The 1,694-nt window shown below is 60.9% G+C and carries 3 protein-coding genes and 1 pseudogene; all 4 read left to right on the top strand.

Annotated features, from left to right (window positions below):
- Positions 1-92: 92 nt before the first annotated feature.
- Positions 93-302, top strand: a pseudogene (locus ACQKQA_RS30270) (NADH-quinone oxidoreductase subunit H); the annotation flags it as partial.
- An 11-nt stretch (positions 303-313) separates the two neighbouring features.
- Positions 314-862, top strand: a complete 549-nt coding sequence (gene nuoI / locus ACQKQA_RS30265) for an NADH-quinone oxidoreductase subunit NuoI (protein WP_044463934.1) — start codon at positions 314-316, stop codon at positions 860-862.
- A gap of 9 nt (positions 863-871) precedes the next feature.
- On the top strand, positions 872-1,372 hold the full coding sequence (nuoJ, locus tag ACQKQA_RS30260; RefSeq protein ID WP_427564794.1) for an NADH-quinone oxidoreductase subunit J: 501 nt from the start codon (positions 872-874) through the stop codon (positions 1,370-1,372).
- Between the two features lie 13 nt (positions 1,373-1,385).
- Positions 1,386-1,694 (top strand): NADH-quinone oxidoreductase subunit NuoK (gene nuoK, locus ACQKQA_RS30255; RefSeq protein WP_427564795.1); only part of this gene is annotated, 309 nt, incomplete at its 3' end.

Here is a 1,694-nt window from a genome sequence, read left to right as displayed (position 1 = left end):
CTTGCCGGCGGCTTCCGAGAGGCTCACGCCGTTGACCGTGGTCGTGGTCACCACGTTCTTCTTCTCGATGTCGTACAGCGCCAGGTTGATGTTCACTGCCGCAACTGTCGTTCGTCTGGTTCGCCCTGAAGACCGCGTTCTTCATCATGTTGTTCATCCTGCTGCGCGCTTCCATCCCGCGTCCGCGTTATGACCAGGTGATGGACTTCAGCTGGAAATTCTGCCTGCCGCTGACCCTGATCAATTTGCTGGTGACTGCTGCGCTTGTGTTGTTGAACACGCCAGCGGGCGCGGTTCAGTGAGGATTTGACCCATGTTCAAATATATTGGCGACATCGTTAAGGGTACTGGTACCCAACTGCGCAGCCTGGTGATGGTCTTCGGCCATGGCTTCCGCAAGCGCGACACCCTGCAATACCCGGAACAGCCGGTCTACCTGCCGCCACGCTACCGTGGCCGCATCGTGCTGACCCGCGACCCCGATGGCGAAGAGCGTTGCGTAGCCTGTAACCTGTGCGCCGTGGCGTGCCCGGTGGGTTGCATCTCGCTGCAGAAAGCCGAGACCGAAGATGGTCGCTGGTACCCGGACTTCTTCCGCATCAACTTCTCGCGTTGCATCTTCTGCGGCCTCTGCGAGGAAGCCTGCCCGACCACCGCGATCCAGCTGACGCCGGATTTCGAGATGGCCGAGTTCAAACGTCAGGACCTGGTTTACGAGAAAGAAGATCTGCTGATCTCCGGCCCCGGAAAGAACCCTGATTACAACTTCTATCGTGTTGCAGGTATGGCCATTGCCGGTAAGCCGAAGGGCGCCGCGCAAAACGAAGCCGAGCCGATCAACGTGAAGAGCTTGCTGCCTTAAGGAAGAAAGATGGAATTCGCTTTCTATTTCGCGTCAGGTGTCGCCGTTGTCTCCACGCTGCGCGTGGTGACCAACACCAACCCTGTGCACGCCCTGCTCTACCTGATCATTTCGCTGATCGCCGTGGCGATGACCTTCTTCAGCCTCGGCGCGCCGTTCGCCGGGGTGCTGGAAGTGATCGCCTATGCCGGCGCCATCATGGTGCTGTTCGTGTTCGTGGTGATGATGCTGAACCTGGGGCCCGCCTCGGTTCAGCAGGAACGCATCTGGCTCAAGCCGGGCATCTGGATCGGGCCGGTGATTCTCGCCGCCCTGCTGCTGGTCGAACTGCTGTACGTGCTGTTCAGCCACCAGAGCGGTACCGGTATCGGTCACACCACCGTGGACGCCAAGGCCGTGGGCATCAGCCTGTTCGGGCCGTATCTGCTGGTGGTCGAACTCGCCTCGATGCTGCTGCTCGCCGCAGCCGTCACGGCGTTCCATCTGGGCCGCAACGAGGCGAAGGAGTAAGACCATGCCTACTATCGGAACCATCCCTCTGGAGCATGGCCTGGCGGTCGCCGGCATCCTGTTCTGCCTCGGCCTGGTCGGCCTGATGGTGCGCCGCAACATTCTCTTCGTGCTGATGAGCCTGGAGGTGATGATGAATGCCTCCGCCCTGGCTTTCATCGTCGCCGGTAGCCGCTGGGCCCAGCCGGATGGACAGATCATGTTCATCCTGGTGATCAGCCTGGCAGCCGCCGTTGGGCTGTTCCAGGGCGTCGAGCAGGCCCGGCTGATGGAACTTGCGCTGGGCTACGCCTTCGATGGCCTTTTCCACTGGACGGGCCAG

The organism is Pseudomonas sp. NPDC089530 (assembly GCF_050280705.1).
Classification (GTDB): Bacteria; Pseudomonadota; Gammaproteobacteria; order Pseudomonadales; family Pseudomonadaceae; genus Aquipseudomonas.
This window is presented reverse-complemented; position numbering and strand designations above follow the sequence as displayed.

Excerpts from the sequence above, each read along its gene's own strand:
- nuoJ (WP_427564794.1), top strand. The coding sequence starts at position 872 with ATGGAATTCGCTTTCTATTTCGCGTCAGGTGTCGCCGTTGTCTCCACG.
- nuoI (WP_044463934.1), top strand. The coding sequence starts at position 314 with ATGTTCAAATATATTGGCGACATCGTTAAGGGTACTGGTACCCAACTG.